This window comes from uncultured Sphingomonas sp. (assembly GCF_913062585.1).
In the GTDB taxonomy this organism is placed as follows: Bacteria; Pseudomonadota; Alphaproteobacteria; order Sphingomonadales; family Sphingomonadaceae; genus Sphingomonas.
Genome location: NZ_CAJXWX010000002.1, coordinates 124637 through 144776 on the forward strand (window position 1 = coordinate 124637; position 20140 = coordinate 144776).

At 66.5% G+C, this 20140-nt stretch carries 16 protein-coding genes; 5 read left to right on the top strand and 11 right to left on the bottom strand.

Annotation, left to right across the window (positions count from 1 at the left end):
• Window positions 1–7 precede the first annotated feature (7 nt).
• From QZ546_RS02340 to queE, 3 genes are all read left to right on the top strand, one after another.
• Complete coding sequence (locus QZ546_RS02340; protein WP_294234108.1) at window positions 8–859, top strand: ABC transporter permease; 852 nt, start codon at window positions 8–10, stop codon at window positions 857–859.
• 242 nt (window positions 860–1101) lie between these two features.
• Window positions 1102–1797: a 7-cyano-7-deazaguanine synthase QueC gene (gene queC, locus QZ546_RS02345; RefSeq protein ID WP_294234110.1), complete on the top strand. Its 696-nt coding sequence runs from the start codon at window positions 1102–1104 to the stop codon at window positions 1795–1797.
• A gap of 4 nt (window positions 1798–1801) precedes the next feature.
• Window positions 1802–2434, top strand: coding sequence for a 7-carboxy-7-deazaguanine synthase (gene queE / locus QZ546_RS02350; RefSeq protein WP_294234113.1), 633 nt, complete (start codon window positions 1802–1804; stop codon window positions 2432–2434).
• A gap of 130 nt (window positions 2435–2564) precedes the next feature.
• Here the strand turns inward: queE and QZ546_RS02355 are convergent, their stop codons facing one another.
• The 7 genes from QZ546_RS02355 to QZ546_RS02385 form a co-directional block, all read right to left on the bottom strand.
• Window positions 2565–3362, bottom strand: a complete 798-nt coding sequence (locus QZ546_RS02355; protein ID WP_294234116.1) for a LytTR family DNA-binding domain-containing protein — start codon at window positions 3360–3362, stop codon at window positions 2565–2567.
• Entirely contained in the window at window positions 3359–4498 is a 1140-nt protein-coding gene (locus QZ546_RS02360) for a sensor histidine kinase (protein WP_294234119.1), read from the bottom strand. Before QZ546_RS02360 ends, QZ546_RS02355 begins: the two co-directional genes overlap by 4 nt.
• A gap of 114 nt (window positions 4499–4612) precedes the next feature.
• Complete coding sequence (locus QZ546_RS02365) at window positions 4613–7369, bottom strand: TonB-dependent receptor (RefSeq protein WP_294234122.1); 2757 nt, start codon at window positions 7367–7369, stop codon at window positions 4613–4615.
• 308 nt (window positions 7370–7677) lie between these two features.
• Complete coding sequence (ligA, locus tag QZ546_RS02370) at window positions 7678–9816, bottom strand: NAD-dependent DNA ligase LigA (protein WP_294234126.1); 2139 nt, start codon at window positions 9814–9816, stop codon at window positions 7678–7680.
• 94 nt (window positions 9817–9910) lie between these two features.
• Window positions 9911–10156, bottom strand: coding sequence for a hypothetical protein (locus QZ546_RS02375; RefSeq protein WP_294234129.1), 246 nt, complete (start codon window positions 10154–10156; stop codon window positions 9911–9913).
• A 91-nt stretch (window positions 10157–10247) separates the two neighbouring features.
• Entirely contained in the window at window positions 10248–11912 is a 1665-nt protein-coding gene (recN, locus tag QZ546_RS02380; RefSeq protein WP_294234132.1) for a DNA repair protein RecN, read from the bottom strand.
• Window positions 11913–12165: 253 nt separating this feature from the next.
• Entirely contained in the window at window positions 12166–13101 is a 936-nt protein-coding gene (locus QZ546_RS02385; RefSeq protein WP_294234135.1) for an outer membrane protein assembly factor BamD, read from the bottom strand.
• 203 nt (window positions 13102–13304) lie between these two features.
• Here QZ546_RS02385 and QZ546_RS02390 point away from each other — a divergent pair, with 203 nt between their 5' ends.
• Entirely contained in the window at window positions 13305–14129 is an 825-nt protein-coding gene (locus tag QZ546_RS02390) for a class I mannose-6-phosphate isomerase (RefSeq protein ID WP_294234138.1), read from the top strand.
• 63 nt (window positions 14130–14192) lie between these two features.
• Here the strand turns inward: QZ546_RS02390 and QZ546_RS02395 are convergent, their stop codons facing one another.
• Window positions 14193–15632 (bottom strand): S41 family peptidase, encoded by a 1440-nt coding sequence (locus QZ546_RS02395; protein WP_294234141.1) that lies wholly within the window; start codon window positions 15630–15632, stop codon window positions 14193–14195.
• Window positions 15633–15874: 242 nt separating this feature from the next.
• On the opposite strand from QZ546_RS02395, the gene QZ546_RS02400 reads away from it, so the two are divergent.
• Window positions 15875–17047, top strand: a complete 1173-nt coding sequence (locus QZ546_RS02400; RefSeq protein ID WP_294234146.1) for a glycosyltransferase — start codon at window positions 15875–15877, stop codon at window positions 17045–17047.
• Window positions 17048–17155: 108 nt separating this feature from the next.
• Here the strand turns inward: QZ546_RS02400 and QZ546_RS02405 are convergent, their stop codons facing one another.
• Genes QZ546_RS02405 through secD form a run of 3 tightly spaced genes read right to left on the bottom strand, consistent with a single transcriptional unit; the run spans window position 17156 to window position 20140 of the window.
• Window positions 17156–17539: an MTH938/NDUFAF3 family protein gene (locus QZ546_RS02405; protein ID WP_294234149.1), complete on the bottom strand. Its 384-nt coding sequence runs from the start codon at window positions 17537–17539 to the stop codon at window positions 17156–17158.
• A complete protein-coding gene (gene secF, locus QZ546_RS02410; RefSeq protein WP_294234152.1) occupies window positions 17536–18516 on the bottom strand; it encodes a protein translocase subunit SecF in 981 nt (326 codons plus the stop codon). The genes QZ546_RS02405 and secF overlap by 4 nt, the downstream gene beginning before the upstream one ends.
• Window positions 18517–18532: 16 nt before the next feature.
• Entirely contained in the window at window positions 18533–20140 is a 1608-nt protein-coding gene (gene secD, locus QZ546_RS02415) for a protein translocase subunit SecD (RefSeq protein WP_294234154.1), read from the bottom strand.

The window sequence follows — 20140 nt, forward strand, 5'->3', positions numbered from 1 at the left end:
TATGGCGATGAGCAGCCAGCCCCCTATCGGCGAAATTCCCTCGGCGGTGCGCGCCGCCCCCGGTGAGCCCGTAATCCGGAACATCAACTGGGGCGGCCTCAAGACCCTCTATATCAAGGAGGTGCGCCGGTTCTTCAAGGTGCAGCTCCAGACGATCTGGGCGCCGTCGGTCACGACGCTTCTTTATCTCATCATTTTCACCACCGCTCTGGGCGGGCGCCACGCCGTGCCCGTGGCCGGAATGCAGGTGCCGTTCGCCGATTTCATCGCGCCGGGCCTGATCGTGATGGGCATGATGAACAATGCCTTCGCCAATGCCAGCTTCTCGCTGCTGGTCGGCAAGATCCAGGGCACGATCGTCGATTATCTGATGCCGCCGCTGTCGACCGCGGAGCTGCTGGCGGCGCTGGTCGGCGGCGCGGTGACGCGCGCGGTGTTGGTCGGGGTGACCGTCTGGGCCGCGATGGCGATCTGGCCTGGGGTGCATGTGACTCCCCACGCGCTGTTCGCCGTGCTGTGGTTCGGCCTGCTGGGGTCGGTATTCCTGGCGTTGCTCGGCGTGCTGACCTCGATCTGGGCAGAAAAGTTCGACCACGCCGCCGCTGTCACCAATTTCGTCGTCGTGCCGCTGTCGCTGCTGTCGGGCACCTTCTATTCGGTCGATGGCCTAGCCCCGGCCTTCCGCGCGATCAGCCATGCCAACCCGTTCTTCTATGTCATTTCGGGCTTCCGCTATGGTTTCCTGGGCCTGGCCGACTCACCGGTGACGCTGGGCGGGTTCGTCGTGCTGGGCATCGACGTGGTGATGGCGATCCTCTGCTATGTCCTGCTGCGCAAGGGCTGGAAACTGAAAAATTGAGGCGGGTTTAACCCGGTCTTTACCAAGCTCGGACGATATCCGGCATTCTGCTTTAGCAGCGGAATCTCCCTCGACCGGTTATCAGCATGGCCGGTCAGGTCCTTGGGCGGGGCCGCTCATGCGGTCCTGCCCATTCTTTGCCGCGCATTCCCGGTCCGAATCATTCCCGGCCCGAATCATTCCCGGCCCGAATCATCCCGGCATTGCAACCGCGCGCCAATCGGCGTAGCGCGGGGGCCATCATGACATCTTCTGCTCCCATGGCGGTCGTGCTCGTTTCGGGCGGGCTGGACTCGATGATTTCCGCCGCCTCGGCCAAGGCCGCTGGCTATCGCATCCTCGCCCTCTCGGTGGACTATAACCAGCGCCACCAGATCGAACTCGCCGCCGCCCGGCGAGTCGCGCATGAGCTGGGCGCCGAACGGCACATCGTGCTGCCGCTCGACCTGTCCGCGTTCGGTGGCTCCGCGCTGACCGCCGATATCGACGTGCCCAAGGACGGCGTGCAGCCCGGCATTCCGGTCACCTATGTGCCCGCGCGCAACACCATTTTCCTCAGCCTGGCGCTGGGCTGGGCCGAGGCGGCGGGCGCGCGCGACTTGTTCATCGGGGTCAACGCACTCGACTATTCGGGCTATCCCGATTGCCGCCCGGAGTTCATCGCCGCCTTCGAGGGCTTGGCCGAGATTGCAACCAAGGCGGGCGTCGAGGGCCAGCCCTTCAAGATCCATGCGCCGCTCCAGCACATGACCAAGGCCGACATCGTGCGCGAAGGCGCGCGACTCGGCGTCGATATGGGGCTGAGCTGGTCCTGCTATGACCCCGCGCCCGGCGGTCTGCATTGCGGGCGCTGCGACAGCTGCCGCCTGCGCTCCAAGGGGTTCGAGGAAGCGGGCATTCCCGACCCCACCGCCTATGCGGTCAAGCCGCAGGACTGAGGCCATGAGCTACGCCGTCAAGGAGATGTTCCTGACGCTTCAGGGTGAGGGCGTACAGGCCGGGCGGCGTGCCGTGTTCGTGCGCTTTGCCGGGTGCAATCTCTGGTCGGGCCGCGAGCAGGACCGGGCAACCGCGATCTGCCGCTTCTGCGACACCGATTTCGTCGGGGTCGACGGCCTGGGTGGCGGGCGCTTTGCGGATGCGGCGGCGCTGGTCGCGGCGGTCGAAGGCTTTTGGGGCGTCGAGCGCGCCGAGCGCTTCGTGGTGCTGACCGGGGGCGAGCCGATGCTCCAAGTCGATGACGCGCTGGTCGATGCTTTGCATGACGCCGGGTTCTTCATCGCGATCGAGAGCAACGGGACGCTTCCGGCGCATCCGCGACTCGACTGGGTGTGCATCAGCCCCAAGGCGGGGTCGGAGGTCGTCCAGCGTTCGGGGCAGGAGTTGAAGCTGGTCTGGCCGCAGGCGGGAATCGACCCGGCCGAGGTGGAGGACTGGGACTTCGCCAACCACCTGCTCCAGCCGCTCGATGATCCGCGCGCGGAAAAAAATCGCGAGGCGTGCATCGCGGTGGTGATGGAGCGGCCGCGCTGGCGGCTGACGCTCCAGACGCACAAGATGCTGGGCTTGCGGTAATCCTCATTCCTCCCCTGTAAGGGGAGGTGGCAGGACATCAGGCCTGACGGAGGGGTGTCACCCTCTCGATAGCGGGACACCCCTCCACCAGCTTCGCTGGTCCCCCTCCCCTTACAGGGGAGGAACTTTTTTAGTGAACGAACCGCGCCACCACGTCGCGATAGCTGCGCGAGACCTTCACCTGCGCGCCCGATTCCAGCAACAGGAAGCATTCGCCATTGGTGTGTGGCTTCACCTGCTTGACCAAATCCAGGTTCACGATGGTCGAGCGGTGCACGCGCTGGAACCGGCGGGGATCGAGTCGCTTTTCCAGGTCCTTCATCGTCTCGCGCAGGACCAGCGAATTGTCGCCGGTGTTGATGACCATATAGTCGCCCGCCGCCTCGATCATCTCGATCGTGTCGACATCGACGCGGAAGATCTGGCCGCGATCCTTGATATTGATGAGCTTTTCGAAGCGGTTGGCGGCGACCTCACCACCCTCGTTCAGGTCGGTGACCGCGTCGGGCGCGTGTTCGGCGAGCACTTCCTTCAGCTTCTCGACCTCGCCCGCGCCGCGCTTTTCGGTCAGTCGCTGGCGCACGCGGTCCAGCGTGTCGGCCAGGCGCGCTTCCTCGACCGGCTTCATCAGATAATCGACCGCCTGTGCCTCGAACGCCCGCAAGGCGTGGTCGGAATAGGCGGTGACGAAGACGAACAAGGGCGGCTCGACCTCCATCAGGCCCTGGATCACCGAAAAGCCGTCGAAACCCGGCATCTGGACGTCGAGGAAGACGAGGTCGGGCTTGTGCGTCTTGATCGCGCGGATCGCCTCGCGCCCGTTCGAGCAGCGCTCGATGATCTCGACGTCTTCGTGCGCCTGGAGACGGATCTCCAGTCCCTGGATCGCCAGGGGCTCGTCGTCGACGAGGATGGTGCGGATGGTCATGCGGCCTCTCTGTTCACATTCTCAAGCTGGAAGGGGATCTCGATTTCCACCGAGAAGCCTCCAGCCGGCGCGGAGCGGGATTCGAAACGATGGTCCGGGCCATAAGCCTGGGCCAGCCGTTCGCGGATATTGGACAGTCCGACGCCGGTCGAAACGCTTGAGGAATGCCGGACCTCGTGCAAGCCGGGGCCGGTATCGGATACGGCGATCCGCACCCGTTGCCCGACCAGTCGCACATCGACGCGGATTTCCGCGCCTTCCTCCTGCGGCGTGACGGCGTATTTGATGGCGTTCTCGACCAACGGTTGCAGCAGCAGCGAGGGCAGTCGCGCGCGCTCGGCCCGGGGGTCGATCTCGAAGCTCGGGCGCAGGCGATCCTCAAATCGCATCTTTTCGATTTCGAGATAGAGTTTCAGGGTTTCAACCTCTTGCGCCACGGTCACATGCGCCGTGGGCTCGTTCGCCAGGGTATAGCGCAGGAAGGCTGACAGCCGGCTTAACATCGCATTCGCCCGCTCGGTCTGTTTCAGCAGCACCAGGGTCGAGATGGAATTGAGCGTGTTGAACAGGAAATGCGGGTTGAGCTGATAGCGCAGCATCGCCAGCTGCGCGGTCGAGGCCTGAAGCTCCAGCGCGCGCATCTCGTCGATCTGGCTCTCGACGATCAGATAATAGTTGATCGCGAAATACAGCGCCGACCAGCCCGCCAGCACCTCGAAGGTGATGAACAGATTGCCCAGCAGCAGCGAGACGGTGACCCCCGGCTGGGTCGTGGTGATGAACGAGAAGGAAAAGGCGTTGAGCGCGGCGTACAGGAACGTCGCCGCTGCCAGCGTCGCCAGCGTCAGGAACACGCCCATCAGACGCGGGATGCGGCGATAATAGCCGTAGAGCGTCGAGAGCAGCAGGGTGATGCAATAGCCCAGGATCGCCTCGATGATGATCGGGATGATCTTCTCGAGCGAAAAGCCGTTCGACACGCCCACCACCGAGCGCTGGACGAGATAGCCTGACCAGCCGACGGCCTGCAGCGTCCAGAAGGCACGCGCCTTGTTCTCGAAAAACGGCCGTACCGAGGGTTTGTCGGTGGCGGCGGAGGACGCGTGAGAGGGCGCGACGGGCGAGTTCATGGCCATGGCCGGGCGACATCTACACGCCCTGCGACCGGAGGGCAAAAAAGAAGGGCCGCCCTTCCCGAAGGAGGGGCGGCCCCGTCTCGTCCGTGACCGGCCGGGTGGCCGGGCCCGATCTTAGAACTGGGTGTTGAGCGACACGATCAGCGCGCGGGGCGAACCGATCTGCACGAAGGGCAGCGACGACACGACGTTCGCCGTCTGGCCCGCCTGACCCATGCCGCCGACATAGAAGGTGTTGAACACATTCTGCAGGTTCAGCTGGACATAGGTCTTGTTGGTGCCGATGCCGGTCCAGCCGAGCGCGATGCGCGCGTCCAGATCGACGGTCGTGTAACCCGGGGCATAGGCGCCATAGGTCTGGTACTGGATGCCGCGCGTACCGCTGAAGGAGGCGGGCACGTTGGACACCGTCGGGCAGACATTGTTCAGAAGCGCCACGGTGCAGGCGAACTGCGGCAGGTTCTGGTCGTTCAGGTAACGACGGCCGGTCCGCTTGGCCTGCACGCCGAAGTCGACCGGACCCAGGGTCGCCTGGACGCGGCCACCGAAGGTGTAGACCGGCGCACCCGATTCCCGCTTGCCGGCGGTCAGCGCATAGACCGGCGCGCCGGCGGCGGTGCAGTTGGTGGTGGTGTTCGCCGCCGTCAGCGTGGTCGGGCAGCGGCCCAGCACGACGTTGTTCTTGATCTCCGACTTCAGGTACGAACCGAAGACATAGAACGTGACCTCGTCGATCGGACGATAGGTGATCGAGCCGTCGATGCCGTACTTATCGACGCGGCCCAGGTTGCGATAGATCGTCTGCTGGGTGTCGACGTCATAGGCCGAGGCCAGACGGTTGGTGAACTTGGTGTACCACAGGCCCAGCTGCGCCTGCAGGCGGCTGGTCGTGTAGCGGGCGCCCATGTCGAAGTTGTCCGAAAATTCGGGCTTCGGGTTCGCCGCATCGGTCGCGGAGGGATAGTACAGGGTCTGGTACAGATTGTCGGTGCCCGGAACCTGGAAACCGCGCGAGTAATTGCCGAAGATCGAGGCGCGGCTGTCGAAGCGATAGGTGAAGCCCGCGCTCGGCAGCACGCGGTTATACTTCAGGATGCGCTGCTGCGGCACCGCATAGCCGGTCACCGTGTTGGTGGCGGCGTTGTACGAATAGGGGTTCGCAGCGGCATAGGCGGCGTTCGCGGCGGTGTTGCCACGACCCAGACAGTCGACATTGCCGCCGCCCGAGGTGGTGAAGCAGAAGTTGTTCAGGTCGCGCTTGAACCACGGCGCACGGACGCCCGCCTGCACGGTCAGCGCGTCGTCGAAGAACTTGCCGGTATATTCGCCCGACACCTGGTCCAGGATCGCGAAGGACTGGCGATCGCGCTTCTGCACGGCGAAGCCGTTGGCGGCCAGGATCGGATCATTGATCGGGAAGACGTCGAACGGCTTGCCGTTCAGCTGGAGATAGCCCAGCTCGCCGGTCTGACGGTGACGCGCATATTCGTGCGTGTAGGCGACGCGGATGCTCTGGCCCGGCATGAAGTCGTAACGCAGTGACGAGATCACGCCGTAACGATGGGTGACGGTCTGGCTGGGGGCAAGCAGGGTCACGCCGCCATTGGTGGTGGTGCCCGCAACGGTGGTGGTGCGATCCAGCACATCGCCGTCGCCGTTCAGGTCACGGCCGAAATAATAGTTGTTGCCGATATAGCCGTAGAAGCTCTGGCCGTTGCGGTTGACGAAGGCGCCTTCCTGGCCGCGCACGGTGCCGCCGCCATTGGCCTTGGTGTACTGATAATAGGGGTCGGCCGACAGGACGAGGTTATCGGCCAGCGTGAAGCGCGAGTTGATGCGGATGTTGGCGGTGTTCGACGGGTTGTACCGCTCGTCGAAGCTGGTGCCGCAGCTGTTGGGCACGTCCACGGTTCCGGTCGACGGTGTGTCGATCTGGCAGCGCGCGACGTTATAGGGCAGCTCGTCGCGGCTGTTGGGGAAGCGGTTGCTCGAACCGGTGCCCGCGGTGCGGACCGCGCCGGTCACCAGCGTCGGCGCTGCGGCGTTCGGGCCGGTGCCGCCGGTCGAGGAGAAGACGTTGGTGTCGCTGCGCAGCGGCGCCGAACCGAAGAAATTGTTGCGGTTCTGGTTGTAATGGCCCGACACGGCGATGAAGTCGCCATTGCTGCCGATCGGCTGATAGACCTTGGCGTTATACTGCTGCTTGGCGATCTTGCCGTAGTTGTTGAACACCACGTCGTTGGTCGCGCTGCTGCCCGCGACCCAGGCCTTGGTGCCCCAGGGCGTGAAGACGCCGGTGTTGACCACGCCGAACACGCGGAAGAAGCTGTAGTCGCCGACCGAGCCGACCATGCGCGCCCCGAAATTGTCGGTCGGCATCAGGCTGCGATAGTTGACGGTCGAACCGGTCGCGCCGGGGGTCGGCGAGTCGACGTCGGTGGTGCCCAGGTTGACGTTGACCTGCTCGATCAGCTCGGGGTCGAGCTGCTGGTTCGAATAGATCGCATAGTTGCCGGTGTCGTTCAGCGGAATGCCGTCGAAGGTCTGGCTGATGCGGGTCGAGTCGAAACCACGGATGGTCAGCGTGCCGCCGGCCGAACCGAACGGGTCGTTGTTCTGGAAGCTGACGCCCGGCAGGTTGTTGATGATCTCGTTGACGCTCTGGCCCGGCGTCTGGCGGCTGATGAACTGCTGCGTCAGCACGGCCTTGTTACGGGTCGTGTCGACGGTCTTCACGCCACCGATGCTGTCATTGCGATTGCCGGTGACGACGACGTCTTCGGCATCGACCGAGCCGGTCGACTGGGCCGAGGCGGCTGCCGGAATGGCGAGCGCAAGGATAGCCGCGCCCAGGAAAAGCGAATTACGCATAGATAATAGGTCCCCTTTTCGCGCGCGAAGCGGCGCGGTCCGGCCGATGTTCCGGCTCGGTTGAGCGTGCCCCTGCGCTACGAACATTGCCATTATGTTACAAAGTTCACGCTTGCGACAGAGGGGCCTTCACTCCGTTGGCGGGCGTTGCAGTTTGGCAACGGTAATCGCGCAGTAACGCCGCTACCTCGCTCTTTTGCAGGAGAAATCCCGACGAATGCCATTGAAGGGGAGGTGGCGTGCGGCGCCGTGCGGACGGGGGAGGCGCGGGCCGAACCGATGACGGAGGCGTCACGATCCGGCCATGCTCAGCTGGCCGCGACCAGATCGTTCCACGCGGCCTCGTCGATGACGCGGATGCCCAGATCCTGCGCCTTCTTGAGCTTGGAGCCCGCACCCGGCCCGGCGATGACCAGGTCGGTCTTGGCCGACACCGATCCCGATACGCGCGCGCCCAGCGCCTCGGCCTGCGCCTTGGCCTCGTCGCGCGACAGGGTTTCGAGGGTGCCGGTGAAGACCAGCGTCATGCCCGTCACCTCCGATTCGCGGGTCTGGTGGACCGTGTCGGCGGGCGTCACTTCGCTCAACAGGTCGTCGACGACCGCGCGGTTATGTTCCTCGGCGAAGAAGTCGAGCAGCGCGTCGGCGACCTCGGGCCCGATCTGCGGCGTGTCGATCGCGGCGACGATGGCGCGCTGGCGGCGCAGTTCGAACTTGCGATCGGGCTCGCCCAGCGCGGGCACCGTCTCGGCCCGGACCTTCAGCGCGGCGTCGATCATCGCGCGGAAACCCGCCATCGACACGAAGCGACGCGCCAGGTCGCGGGCGGTGATCTCGCCGACATGCCGGATACCGAGCGCGAACAGGAAACGGTCGAGCGATATGTCCCGCCGCGCGTCGATGGCCGCCAGCAGCTTGTCGACCACCAGTTCCGACATGCGCTCGCGCTGGATCAGCGCCTCGCGATGCTGGTGGAGCCGGAAGATGTCGGCGGGCGAGGCGATCAGGCCGTCGCGGAAGAACTCCTCGACGCGCACCAGGCCCAGGCCGGTGATGTCGAAGGCATGGCGCGAGACGAAATGGATCAGGCGCTCGACCCGCTGCGCCGGGCAGATCAGCCCGCCGGTGCAGCGGATGACGACCTCGCCCTCCTCGCGGGTCGCCAGGCTGCCGCATTCGGGGCAGTGGTCGGGGAAGACGAAGGCGTCCCGCAGCGTCTCGCGGGTCAGGTTCTCGACGATCTGCGGGATGACGTCGCCTGCGCGCTGCAGGACGACCCGGTCGCCGGGGCGGACGCCCAGCCGTTCGATCTCGTCGGCATTGTGCAACGTCGCATTGGTCACGACGACGCCGCCCACCGTCACGGCCTCCAGCCGGGCGACGGGAGTGAGCGCGCCGGTGCGGCCGACCTGGATGTCGATCCGCTCCAGTGTGGTCTGCGCACGCTCGGCCGGAAATTTGTGCGCAATCGCCCAGCGCGGGGTGCGCCCGACAATGCCGAGGCGGGCCTGCCAGTCGAGCCGGTCGACCTTGTAGACGACGCCGTCGATGTCGAAGGGCAGGTCGGCGCGCTGCGCCTCGATGGTGCGATAGATGGTCAGCGCCGCGGCCGCATCGGGCACGCGGGCAAAGGCGTCGGCGATGGGAAAGCCCCAGCGGCGCCACGTCTCGACCATGTCGAACTGGGTCTCGACCGGCACCGCGCTCGCCTCGCCCCAGCCATGCGCCAGGAAGCGCAGGGGACGCCCGGCGGTGATCGCGGGGTTCTTCTGGCGTAGCGATCCGGCGGCGGCGTTGCGCGGATTGGCAAACTGGCGCGCTTCCTTGCCGGTTTCGGCCGCTTCCTGTGCCAGCCGGGCGTTGAGCGCGGCGAAATCGACCTTGCTCATATAGACTTCGCCGCGCACCTCGAAGATGTTCGGCGCGTCGGCGGGCAGGGTCTGGGGAATGTCGGCGATGGTGCGGACATTCTCGGTCACGTCCTCACCGATCGCGCCATCGCCACGGGTCAGCGCCTGCACCAGCCGCCCGTCGACATAGCGCAGCGAGCAGGACAGGCCGTCGATCTTGGGTTCGGCGGTCATGGTGACGGGTTCGTCCTCGGGCAGCTTGAGATAGCGGCGGACGCGGCCGACAAACTCCTCGACCTCCTCATCGGTAAAGGCATTGTCCAGGCTGGTCATCGGCCGGGCATGGGCGACCTTGGCCAGATGCCCGGCGGGGGTGGCGCCGACCTGGACATTGGGGGAATCGGGGCGGATCAGATGCGGGAACGCCGCCTCGATCGCGTTGTTGCGGCGAACGAGCGCGTCATAGTCGGCGTCCGAAATCTCGGGCGCATCCTCGGTATGATAGAGGCGGTTGTGATGGGCGATCTCGACGGCCAGGCGGCCGAGTTCGGCCCCCGCTTCGAGGTCGGTCTGGGGCAGGGGGAGCTGTGGCGTCACGCCGCCCCTGCTAGTCCAGCCGCGCCGCGCGGATCAAGCCGCACGGATCAAGATCTCGGGCATCGCGACGCGGTCATGCGTCGCGACGGACCGGTCAGGATGTCGGGGTGGTCCGGGGCTCGCTGCGCCCGGGGGCAAAGGACTTCGGCGCCGTGCCGGGCAGGGCCGCACCCTCGCCGCCCAGTTCCAGCAACTGGCAGCGCGCCTGGTCGATCTGGATCGCGACCCGCGTAAGATCGAGCTTATCCGCCAGCGCCAGACACGAATCCAGACCTGCGAGCAGCGCGGTCAAATCGTTTGCATTTGGCGGCGATGGCAGGGCGGTCAGTCGACTGAGCATGCAACTACGTCCTTGGGAGGAGCGAGAACGTCTTTAACGTCGGCCTCCTATCACAGACGCGTGTCAGATATGAAATTAATTTCTGTAATTGTCAGTGGGTTTCCAGCAGACGTCCGGCCTGGGCCCGGGCTTCGTCGGTGATCGTGGCGCCCGACAGCATCCGGGCGATCTCCTCGCGCCGTTCGGCGTCGCTCAAGCGCCGGACGCCGGTGCGGGTGACCGTGCCGTCATGGCTCTTGGCGATCAGCAGATGCGCGGCCCCCCGCGCCGCGACCTGCGGGCTGTGGGTGACGACGAGCAGCTGGGTCCGTCCCGCCAGCCGGTGCAGGCGGTCGCCGATCGCCGAGGCCACCGCGCCGCCCACGCCGCGGTCGATCTCGTCGAAGATCATCGTGGTCGCGCCGCCTTCTTCCGCCAGTGCGACCTTCAGCGCGAGGATGAAGCGCGACAATTCGCCGCCGCTGGCGATCTTCATCAGCGGGGCGAAGGGCGCGCCGGGATTGGTCGAAATCTCGAACTCGACCCGGTCCTTGCCCGCCGCCGACCAGCCGCCGGCGTCCAGCGGGGCCACCACGGTGCGGAAACGGGCGGCGTCCAGTTTCAACGGCGCGAGTTCGCTCTTCACCGCCTGGTCCAGCCGCTCGGCAGCGGCGGTGCGCGCCTTGGACACCTGGGTTGCGGCCTTGTCATAGGTGGCCTGCGCCGTGGCGACTGCCGCCTCCAGCCGCCCGATGCCTTCCTCGCCCGCGTCGAGCCGTTCGAGGCGGCCGCGCAGCTGCTCGGTCAGGTCGGCGAGGTCGTCGGGCTGGACGCGGTGCTTGCGGGCCATGCCGCGCAGCTCGAACAGGCGCGCCTCGTCCTCCTCCAGCGCGCGCGGGTCATAGGCCAGTTCGCGCTGCGCCTCGATCAGCCGCTCTTCGGCCAGCGACGCCTCGATGACCGCGCGGTCGATCGCGGCCAGCGCCTCGGCGAGCGCGGGGTGATCCTCGCCGATCCGCTCCAGCACCCGCGCCGCCTGGCGAAGCCCCGCCAGCGCGCCGTCCGAGCCCTGAAGATGCTCGTCGATCGCGCCCAACTCGCCCGCGATCTTCTCCGAGCGCTGCATGGTGCGGCGGCGATCGGCCAGCGCCTCTTCCTCGCCGGGTTCGGGGGCGAGCTTGGTCAGCTCGGCAACCGCATGCTCCAGCCATTCGCGGTCGCGCGCCGCCGTCTCGATCTCGTCGCGCGCCGTGGCCAGCGCGGCTTCCGCCTCGCGCAAACGGGCCCAGGCGGTGGCGACGGCGCCGGTGTCGATCCGTCCGAAGCTGTCGAGCATCATCCGATGGCCGCGCGGGTTCAGCAGGCCGCGATCGTCATGCTGGCCGTGAATCTCGACCAGATGGGGGGCGATCTCGCGGAGCAGCGCGGCGGAGGCGGGCTGGCTGTTGACGAAGCCTCGGCTGCCGCCATCGGCCTTGACCTGACGGCGGACGATCAGGGGTTCGCCCGGCTCGACCTCGATCCCCGCTTCGTCCAGGATCGTCGTCAGGCGGCTGTCGGTGGCGGGGGGCTCGAAGCTGGCGGTGACGACGGCCTGCCCTGCGCCGTGGCGGACCAGCCCGCTGTCGCCGCGCTCGCCCAGCGCCAGGCCCAGCGCGTCGAGCAGGATGGATTTGCCTGCCCCCGTCTCGCCCGTCAGGACACCCAGGCCCCGGCCGAAATCGAGGTCCAGCGCCTCGATCAGGACGACATCACGAATGGACAGCGCGGTCAGCATGGCGCGCGATATAAAGCGAAACGCCGCGCGATGTTATCCCCCGCGGCAAAAATGATCCCGATTTGTTCGGGTGGGCGACGCTGATCGGCATTCACTCCATTCCTCCCCTGCAAGGGGAGGTGGCAGGCCGAAGGCCTGACGGAGGGGTGTCATGCTATCGAGAGGGGGACACCCCTCCGACGCGCTGCGCGCGCCACCTCCCCTTGCAGGGGAGGAATAGCGGTGTGTCGCTCCGACCTTAACGGCTGCGGCTTCAACCCGTGGGCGAGCTATTGTTGCCGGTCGGGGTCGGGCGGCCCGGCGCGGCGGCGCTGGGGGTGGCGGTGTTGCCGCTGCCCGGCAGGCCGATATTGACCGAACCCGGCGTGCCGGTCGGCACCACGGGCTGGCCCGGCTGGATCGCGGGGATCGGCTCGACCGGATATTCGCGCATCAGCTTATAGGCGCGGTTATACCAGTCGCTGCCGGGGAAGTTCGCGCCCAGCACGGCGGCGGACCGCTCGGCCTCGGGACGGACGCCTAGCGCCAGATAGGTCTCGGTCAGCCGCAGCAGCGCCTCGGGCGTGTGGCTGGTCGTCTGATATTTGTCGACCACGGTGCGGAACCGCATCGAGGCCGCCAGCCACTGGTGGCGATCCTCATAGAAGCGGCCGATCTCCATTTCCTTGCCCGCCAGGTGATCGTTGACCAGATCGACCTTCAACCGCGCATCGGCGGCATAGCGGCTGTTGGGATAGCGGCGCATCAGCTCGCCCAGCGCATCGAGCGCCTGACGGGTGATCTTCTGGTCGCGGGTGACGTCCTGGATCTGCTCGTAATAGCCGAGCGCGATCAGATAATAGGCATAGGGCGCGTCGCGATTGCCCGGATGGACCGAGATGAAACGCTGCGCCGACTGGATCGACTGGGTATAGTCGCGGCCCAGATAATAGCTGAACGCGCTCATCAGCTGCGCACGGCGGGCCCAGATCGAATAGGGGTGCTGACGCTCCACCTCGTCGAAGAGCAGCGCGGCCTCCTTGTAACGGTGCTGGTCCAGCCGGTTTTTGGCGGTGGTGTACAGCGTGCCGACGTCGCGCGCGACGTAAGGCAGGTCGGTGCGGGTACGGTTGCGGGCGCAACCCGCGATCGGAAGGGCCACAGCGGCGATCAGCGCCAGCGACAGCGCACGGGAACGGGGGTTACGCATCGCGCATGTCCTTAGCGCAGCCGAACGGCGGGGAACAGTCCCCGCGCGCATAAGCCTGCAAGACGCCAGTCACGCGTTGCGAAGCCGGAACGGCTTGCCTTCGACCGCTGCATCGCGGCATGAAAAGCACCAAGGATCACCGGGCGGAACGGCCCGGCGTACCGACGGTTTCACCGTCGCCCGATTGGAAGGAATACAGGTCGATGCCCGCCACGATGCTCCATACCCACCGCGTCGAAAAGCCCTGGGGCCGTCATACGCTCTATCCCGGTTTCGAGGATGTGGCGCCCGGCGGCGCGCCCGTTGGCGAGGTCTGGTTCCAGGAGCCGGGCGACACCTCGCCCGACCTGCTGATCAAATATCTGTTCACCAGCGAGAAGCTGTCGGTGCAGGTCCATCCCGATGACGAACAGGCCCATGCCCGCGGCCTGCCGCGTGGCAAGGACGAATGCTGGACGATCCTGACCGCCGAGCCCGATTCGACCATCGCGCTGGGCCCCAAGGCGCCGATCACCAAGGAACAGCTGCGCGCCGACGCGCTGGACGGCTCGGTCGAGGCGGACCTGGACTGGGTGCCCGTGAAGGAGGGTGACTTTTATTACGCCCCCTCGGGCACCATCCATGCGATCGGCGCGGGCCTGACCGTGATCGAGGTGCAGCAGAATAGCGAGACGACCTATCGCCTCTACGACTATGGCAGCGACCGCGAACTGCATCTGGAGGACGGGGTCGATGTCGCGCACCTGACGCCGTACCAGCCGATCGTCTCGCCCGGCCCGGCGGGCGAAGGGCGCGACATCCTGGTCGAGGGACCGAAATTCGTGCTGGAGCGCTGGGCGGCGGGCGATCATGCGGTCGCCATGCCCGAGGGGCGGACGGGCTGGCTGATCCCGATCACCGGGTCTGGCGAGGTGGCGGGCGTCGCCTTCAAGGCCGGACAGTGCCTGACCGTGACCGGCGCCGAGACGATCAGCCTGTCGTCGGACGGCGACGCGTTGTTCGCCTATGCGGGAACCCAGCGGCTGTAAGCCAATTTCTCAACCCTCTCCCCTGGATAGGGGAGAGGGAGGGTTGCGGAATGTCGATCCGCCTCAGAACATCCCCGGCACGTCGCGCTGCGCCGCCGAAGGCGCCAGAGGCTGGAGCAGTTTGCGCGGGGCTGCGTCAGCCGACTGAGCACTGGCCGAGGCGCTGATTGGCGTGCAGCTCTTGCCCTGCAGGAAGTTCAGCGCGGCGCGGGTCGAGGCTTCCTGCGGATCGCCCATCTTGCGGGTCAGGTCGTCGCCCGCCTGGCAGCTGGCGGGCACGACGCTCGCCAGACCGTTATAATAGCCGCCCTGCCGGTTGGCGTTCTGCAAGGATATGGCGATCACGCGCAGGCGATCGTCGCACTGCGCATTGTCCAGCGCGATCTGGCCCACCGGCTTGCCATAGGTATTGGCGCCGATCAGCCCGGTATTGCTGCCCATATAGGGCAGGGTACGGTTGAGCACGAGTTCGCTGGCCGATGCGGTGCCGCCGGTACCGATAAAGGCGATTCGCGTCGGCGTGATCGATTCGGCCTGGGGCGCGAAATAGGTCGTCGTGTTGTTCGCCGCCTTGCTCTCGCGGAAGCTGGTATAGCCCATCACGTCCGAAGTCTGACGCGCCCCGCCCAGCAGGTTGTTGAACAGGTCGGCGATGCTGATCGCGCCGCCGCCATTATAGCGCAGGTCGACGATCACCTGGGTGATCCCCTGCTGCTTGAAGGTCGAGAAGGCGGCGCGCAGTTGTGGATCGGCGGTGCTGATGAAGGTGCGCAGGTTGATATAGCCATAGCGCTGGCCGTTGTCGGAGATGATCTGCGCCCCGTAATTGGGCGACACCGGCTGCAGCGTATAGGTCGACTTTGTCAGCGATACGGTCCGCACATTGCCCGACGGATCGGAGACGCTGAAATAGCGCACCGTGCCCGCCGTATCGGGGCCCAGCGCGTTGGACAGGCCGTTATTGGGATCGGCGCTGACGATCGCCTGGATCGTCTGGATATTCGACGCGGTGGTGCCGATGCCCAGGATCGTCGTGCCGCGGTCGACCCCGGCGGCCAGCGCCGAACCGCTTTCGAACGACTCGGCGATCTGCAGCTTGGTCTGCGTCGAATCGGTCGTCAGGCGAAAGCCGAAGCCCGCCGACGCGCCCGAATTATAATAGGCATTCTCCTCCGCGATGGAGGTGATGTAGGTGAAATAGCGATCCTTGCGCTGCGCCCGTGCGGTCGCGGTCAGCGCGTCGATATAGTCGCTGACCGTCGTATAGGGCGAAGGGTCGAGCGCATTGGGCAGCGTGTCGGGGAAAAGATACCATTCGTTCATCTGGGCCGCGACCCAGTTCTGGCGGCTGCGCAGCGAACAGGCCGATGTCGTCGTGCCGCTCGGGGAACTGCCGCCGCCGCCGGTCGATCCGCTCGTAATGCTGCCCCCATCGCCGCCGCCGCACCCGGCCAGCGTCGCGCTCAGGGCCAAAATCGTACCCAGCCGTCCGAAACGAATCATCGAAACCCCCAACCCCTGATGGCCGACGATCGAATAGCCGGCCGCGACGACTGTGTCAGGCGTGATCTGTCGCGCGGATGAACGAAAAACTACTTTGCCGACATTTGAGTAGACATTTGCCTTGTCTTGATCGGCCAAGATATGGCCAGATGACGTCGAACGATCGAAATCTTAACGGAATTGTTGCGGAAACGGCGTCAATCGGACCGGGCGTATCGTGTCCGGCGGGAGTATGGGACGTCATGCTGAACATACTGACCCTGTCGAGCCTGTTCCCCGACGCGACGCGGCCCAATTTCGGGATCTTCGTCGAGCGCCAGACCGCGGCGCTCGCCGCGCGGCCCGGCGTGGCGGTGCGGGTGGTCGCGCCGGTCGGCCTGCCTGTCTGGCCGCTCGCGCGATCGGCCATGTTTCGGGCGCAGGCGGCATTGCCGCTGAGGGAAGAATGGGGCGGGCTCGACGTGTCGCGGCCGCGCTTCACCACGCTACCGGGTACCGGTGGGCGGTTCCATGTCGCCGCCCTGCGCCATGCGCTGGTGCCCGTGCTCGACCGGCTGCGTGACGAACAGCGCTTCGACGTGATCGACGCCTCCTTCTTCTTTCCCGATGGCCCGGCGGCGGTGGCGCTCGGGCGGCGATACGGCGTGCCCGTCTCGATCAAGGCGCGGGGGGCCGATATCCATTATTGGGGACATCGGCCCGCCACCCGTCATCAGGTCGCACGCGCCGCGAGCCTGGCAGACGGGCTGCTGGCGGTCAGCGATGCGATGGCGGACGATGTCGCCGCGCTCGGGATCGCGCGGCACCGCATCCGCGTGCACCATACCGGTGTCGACCAGGCGCGGTTCCAGCCGATCGACCGCGTCGCGGCCAAGCGGGACCTGGGCGTGGTCGGGCCGCTGGTCTTGTCGCTCGGTGCGCTCATCCCGCGCAAGGGGCATGGCGTGGTCATCGACGCCGTCGCCCGGCTGCCCGGCGTCACGCTGATGATCGTCGGCGAAGGACCGGAGCGCGCGGCGCTCGCCGCCCGGGCCGAGCGGGCGGGCGTGGCGGATCGGGTGCGGATGATGGGCGCCATGCCCCATGCAGCCCTGCCCGGTTTGCTGGGCGCGGCGGATGTGATGGCGCTGGCCTCCGCATCGGAAGGGCTGGCCAATGCCTGGGTCGAGTCGCTCGCCTGCGGCACCCCGATCGTCATCACCCCCGCTGGCGGCGCGGCCGATGTCGTAACCAGCCGCGCGGCGGGGCGCATCGCGCAACCCGCCCCCGAAGCCTTCGCCACCGCGATTCAGGAGGTGTTGCGCCAGTCGCCCGATCCCTGGACGACGCGGGCCGCGGTGCGTGACTTCACTTGGCCCGCCAATGCGGCGGCGCTGCACTCGCATCTGGCGGAGCTGGTCGGGCGATGTCGGTAAGGCAATCCCCCTCGAAACGGGGAGGGGGGGCGCGGAGGGAGTCCTATGAGGAAGGCCCCCTCCGTCAGGGCTTCGCCCAGCCACCTCCCCGCGCGCGGGGAGGATCGTTTACGCGTCGAGGGGGTAGAGGGCGGCGACGATCTTGCGGCCCTCGCCACGCAACACGCCCCAGGCGCGCGCGGCGGCGCGGCTGTCCATGACCTCGACGCCCAGGCCACGCGCCTCTAGCGCCGCGACCAGTGCGGCAGGCGCGCGGCGCAGCGTCGCGCCGGTGCCCAGCAACAGGAATTCGGGATTTTCGTCGACCAGCGAGGCCACCGCCGCGCCGTTCAGCGCATCGAAGGGCGGGGGGTTCCAGGGTTCGTGCCAGTCGGGCGCGAGCAGCAGCGCAGGGTAGGCGATCTCGCCGACCCGATAGCCCGTGGCGGCAAAGCCACGGACGATCGGGCCGGGCGCGGTCGGTTCGCGCGTGATGCGGATCGAGTCGCTCATCCTTCCCGCGGCGTGATCCGCTCGGCATCCGCCACCTTGCGCTTGTCGGCGGTGCCGGGCTTTTCGCGGTTCGGCTCGGCGCGCAGGCCCAGGGTGATGAGCAGCGACGACGAGACGTAGATCGACGAATAGGTGCCGACCACGATGCCCAGGATCATCGCCGCGGTGAAGGCGCGCAGCACATGGCCGCCCAGCAGCAGCAGCGCGATCAGCGCCAGCAGGATCGTGACCGAGGTCATGACCGTGCGCGGCAGCGTCTCGTTGACCGACAGGTTGATGATCTCGCGCATGTCCATCTTGCGGTAGCGGCGCATATTCTCGCGGATGCGGTCGTCGATGACGATCTTGTCGTTGATCGAATAGCCGATGATGGTCAGGAACGCCGCGATGATCGTCAGGTCCAGCTCGAACCGGGTGACCGCGAAGAAGCCCAGCGTGACCAGAAGGTCATGGACGATCGCGACGATGGTCGACACGCCGAACTGCCATTCGAAGCGGAAGATGGCAAACAGGCCGATGCCCAGGATCGCCAGCACCACCGCCAGCACGCCGTGCTTGATCAGCTCGTCGGACACCTTGCCCGACACCGTGTCGTAACGGCTGAAGGTCGCGCCGGGGAATTGCTGGGCGAGCGCCGCCTCGACCTTGCGGACCACGGCATTGGTGGCGCCCTCGTCGGTCGAGTTGGGCAGGGGCAGGCGGATGCTGACGGTGCGGCCGTCGCCGACCGCCTGGAGATTGGCTTCGCCGATGCCCAGACCGTCGACGACCGAGCGCACCTGGTCGGTTGAGGGCGGGGTGGGGAACTTCTCCTCGATCATCAGGCCGCCGACAAAGTCGACGCCCAAATTGAGCCCGCGGGCGAAGGTGACGCCGACCGCAAGCACGGTCAGCAACAGGGTCAGCCCGAACGCCCAGCCGCGCAGGCGGACGAAGTCGATGTTCGTATTGTCGGGGACGAGTTTCAGGAGGCGCATGATCTGTTCTCCTGCCTCAAATATTGATGGTCTTGGGCTTTTCGCGGCGCAACCACAGCGCCACGAGCATCCGCGTGAAGGTAACGGCGGTGAACACGCTGGTCACGATGCCGATCAGCAGCACGACCGCGAAGCCCTTGACGGGCCCCGAGCCGAGCACGAGCATGATCAGGCCCGAGATCGCGTGGGTCACGTTCGCCTCGAAGATCGTGCGGCTGGCTTCCTTATAGCCCAGCTCGACCGACTGGACGACGCTCCGCCCACGCCGCCGCTCTTCGCGGATGCGCTCGTTGATCAGCACGTTGGCGTCGACCGCGGTGCCGATGGTCAGGATGAAGCCCGCGATACCCGGCAGGGTCAGCGTGGCGTTCAGCATCGCCATGACGGCCAGGATGACCAGCACGTTGATGATGACCGCGATGTTCGCATAGATGCCGAACCGGCCATAGGTGACCGCCATGAAGACGATGACCGCGATGGCGGCGATGGCGGAGGCCAGAATGCCGTGGCGGATCGAATCGGCGCCTAGGTCGGGGCCGACGGTGCGTTCCTCGACGATCTTCAGGTCGACCGGCAGCTTGCCCGAGCGCAGCGCGATCGCCAGCTCATTGGCCGACTGCGCGGTGAAACTGCCGGTGATCGTGCCGCGCCCGCCCAGGATCGGCGTCTCGATATTGGGGGCTGAGATCACCTTGCCGTCGATGATGATGGCAAAGGGCTTGCCGACATTTTCCTGGGTGATGCGCGCGAACTTGCGGCCGCCGGCGCTGTCGAAGGTGAAGGCGACCTGCGGCACGTTGGTCTGCGGCTCGAACACCTGCTGCGCATCGACCAGCTGGTCGCCCGAGATGACGACCGGGCGCTTTACCGCGATCACCGGCAGGCCCAGCGGATTGTTCGGATAGGGCAGGACCTGGCTGCCTGGGGGCGCATTGCCCTTCAGCAGTTCGGCGGCATTGTTCGCGCTGGTATCGACCAGCTTGAACTCCAGCTTGGCGGTCTTGCCGAGCAGGTCCTTGAGCGCCTGCGGATTCTGGAGGCCGGGCACTTGGACGACGATGCGGTTGCTGCCCTGGCGGACGATGGTGGGCTCCTTGGTGCCCAGTTCGTCGATACGGCGACGCACGACCTCGGTCGCATCCTTCATCGCCGTGTCGATCGCCTGGTCGATGCCCGCCTGGGTGGGCTTCAGGACCAGGCGCGAGGTGTCGACGACTGAAATGTCCCATTCGCGCTGGCCGGTCAGGCCCGCGCCGCCGCCGGTGATCGACAGCAGCCGCTCGCGCGCCGCATCGACCTGCGAGGGGTCGCGCAGCATGAAGCTGAGCTGGCCGTTGCGGGTCGAGATGTCCCCGATGTCGATGCGCGGATTGCCGCGCCGCATCTCGGTCGACACCTGGTCGCGCATCGTCTCCAGCCGCGAATTGGCGAGGCCGGCGGTGTCCGCCTCCAGCAGCAGATAGCTGCCGCCTGCCAGGTCGAGGCCCTTGTTGACGCGCGGATGGGGGATCGCCCCCCATTTGTCCGTCATGCTCTCGGGCAGGAAGCTCGGGATCGCCAGCAGGCACAGGGCCGCCAGCAGCGCGACGATGGAAGCGACCTTCCAGCGGGGGAAATCCAGCAT